The following is a 1,960-nucleotide window of genomic DNA, read 5'->3' as shown; positions in this document are numbered from 1 at the left end:
TTAAATAGTATTCGCCTTGAGCATTAATATTAGATAAACGATTTAACCATGCTTTTAACTGCTTACCTGGTACCGCCATAATGCCGGTGTTCACTTCGTTAATAGCTAACTGCTCAGCGTTAGCATCTTTTTGTTCAATAATTCCGACTACTTTACCCTGTTCACGAACGATACGACCATAACCGGTAGGGTTAGGTAAATTGACAGTCAAAATAGCAAGACCAATAGTAGGACGAACAGCCAATAAAGCTTCTAAGGTCGATTGTTGAATTAGCGGCACATCACCATAAAGAATTAATACCGTGTCGTCGTCGTTAATATTTGGGTTAGCTTGGGCAACGGCATGGCCGGTACCGAGTTGTTCTGCTTGCAATACCCAATTTAATGCTTGCTCACCTAAAGCCGCTTGTAATTTATCTGCACCATAGCCATACACTAACTGAATAGCCGATGAACCTAAAGAATTGGCAGTATCGATAACGTGTTGCACCATACTTTTATGGGCAATGGGATGCAGCACTTTTGGCAGATCTGAGCGCATCCGAGTTCCTTTTCCTGCAGCTAAGATCACAACATTTAACGACATTGAGCATTCCTTTATTGAACAGATAGAGATTTGCGGTCATTTTAGCGGAATATCAACCAAAGGGAAAACAAAGGCGCTAAGTTAGCCAGTAATAGGCAATAAAAAAGGCGACTCGTAAGAGTCGCCTTTTAAGCGTCAAATAATCAGATTATCTGGTGATATTTTTCTTGATGCATTCAACAACACGTAATTGAGCCAAAGATTTGGCTAACTCGATTGTAGCAGCTTCATAATTGAAGTCAGTACCGGCATTAGCAATTGCTTGCTCTGCACGTTCTTTGGCTTCTAAAGCAGCTTTTTCATCAATATCATCGGCACGTAATGCTACATCAGCAAGCACTGAAATTGCAGTAGGTTGTACTTCAAGTAAACCACCTGATAAATACAACACTTCTTCACTGCCATCTTGCTTGATAAAGCGCGCCATACCAGGCTTGATTTTTGTCAGTAACGCAACATGGTTAGGCATAATACCTAACTCACCTTCAGCACCATTAACTTCTAAAAAGCTAACTTGGCCATGGAAGATGCTGTTTTCTGCACTAACAATATCAAGTTGGACTGTTTTGGCTGCCATCAAGTTCTCCTTAAAGAACTAAGCTTTACGGCCTAGTTTTTTCTTTTTGTTAGCTTTTTCGACAGCTTCATCGATAGAGCCAACCATGTAGAACGCTTGCTCTGGGATGTGATCGAACTCACCATCCAAGATACCCTTGAAGCCACGGATGGTGTCTTTAAGAGAAACGTACTTACCAGGAGAACCAGTGAAGACTTCTGCTACGAAGAAAGGTTGAGATAAGAAACGCTCAATCTTACGTGCTCGGAATACCATGGTTTTGTCATCATCTGACAATTCATCCATACCCAAGATAGCAATAATGTCTTTCAGCTCTTTATAACGCTGTAATACAGTTTGTACACCGTTTGCAACATCATAATGCTCTTGGCCAACAACCTGTGGATCTAACTGACGTGAAGTCGAATCCAATGGGTCAACCGCTGGGTAAATACCCAAAGATGCAATTTGACGAGACAATACAACAGTCGCATCTAAGTGAGCGAAGGTTGTTGCTGGTGACGGATCAGTTAAGTCATCCGCAGGTACATATACTGCTTGTACAGAAGTAATAGAACCAGACTTAGTTGAAGTGATACGTTCTTGAAGAACACCCATCTCTTCAGCTAGTGTTGGCTGATAACCTACTGCAGAAGGCATACGACCTAATAGTGCAGACACTTCAGTACCCGCTAGGGTGTAACGGTAAATGTTGTCCACGAACAACAATACGTCACGACCTTCGTCACGGAACTTTTCAGCGATACTCAGGCCAGTTAACGCTACGCGTAAACGGTTACCTGGAGGCTCGTTCATCT

The 1,960-nt window shown here is 42.2% G+C and carries 3 protein-coding genes; all 3 read right to left on the bottom strand.

Features of this window, described 5'->3' with window-relative positions:
• On the bottom strand, positions 1 to 586 hold a 586-nt coding region (locus CXF78_RS15575), incomplete at its 3' end, for an NTP transferase domain-containing protein (RefSeq protein WP_180957173.1).
• Positions 587 to 734: 148 nt separating this feature from the next.
• Positions 735 to 1,163: a F0F1 ATP synthase subunit epsilon gene (locus CXF78_RS15570; protein ID WP_011639449.1), complete on the bottom strand. Its 429-nt coding sequence runs from the start codon at positions 1,161 to 1,163 to the stop codon at positions 735 to 737.
• An 18-nt stretch (positions 1,164 to 1,181) separates the two neighbouring features.
• A partial coding sequence (gene atpD, locus CXF78_RS15565; protein WP_102037297.1) for a F0F1 ATP synthase subunit beta occupies positions 1,182 to 1,960 on the bottom strand: 779 nt, incomplete at its 5' end.

Origin of the sequence: Shewanella sp. 11B5 (assembly GCF_002836795.1) — a bacterium.
GTDB lineage: Bacteria > Pseudomonadota > Gammaproteobacteria > Enterobacterales > Shewanellaceae > Shewanella > Shewanella frigidimarina.
This window is presented reverse-complemented; position numbering and strand designations above follow the sequence as displayed.